Raw genomic sequence first — 432 nt, 5'->3', positions numbered from 1 at the left:
GTGTTCGGGCTGGCCAACATCTACGTCAAGGCGCTCAACAAGGTGAAGCAGAGATGAGCCTGACCACCGCCCATTCCGTCGTAGCACCCTCGTCGAACGCGAAGCTGATCGCCGGCACGATCATCATAGCCTATGCGCTGATCTCGATCGTGCCGCTGTTGTGGATCTTCGCCACCAGCTTCAAGACGCCGCCGGACTCGATCGCCTATCCGCCTAAGATCGTCTTCCAGCCGAGCATCGAAGGCTATTGCAACCTGTTCACCACCCGCACACGGCAGACGCCGGAATACATCAACTCGCTCGGACCGGCGACCGGTTTCTGCGACGAGACCGTGCGCAAGCGCAACATGGTGATCGCCGGGCCGTCGAACTTCCTGCCGCGCTTCGTCAACTCGCTGATCATCGCCTTCGGCTCGACCTTCTGCGCGGTGT

General features: G+C 60.9%; 1 pseudogene. It reads left to right on the top strand.

Annotation, left to right across the window (positions count from 1 at the left end):
• Positions 1-53 precede the first annotated feature (53 nt).
• Positions 54-432: pseudogene (locus tag EOA27_RS40000) on the top strand (carbohydrate ABC transporter permease); the annotation flags it as partial.

The sequence above is a fragment of the Mesorhizobium sp. M2A.F.Ca.ET.037.01.1.1 genome (assembly GCF_003998075.1).
Classification (GTDB): Bacteria; Pseudomonadota; Alphaproteobacteria; order Rhizobiales; family Rhizobiaceae; genus Mesorhizobium.
The sequence above is the reverse complement of the archived record's forward strand: the minus strand, read 5'-3'. Positions and strand labels throughout refer to the sequence as shown.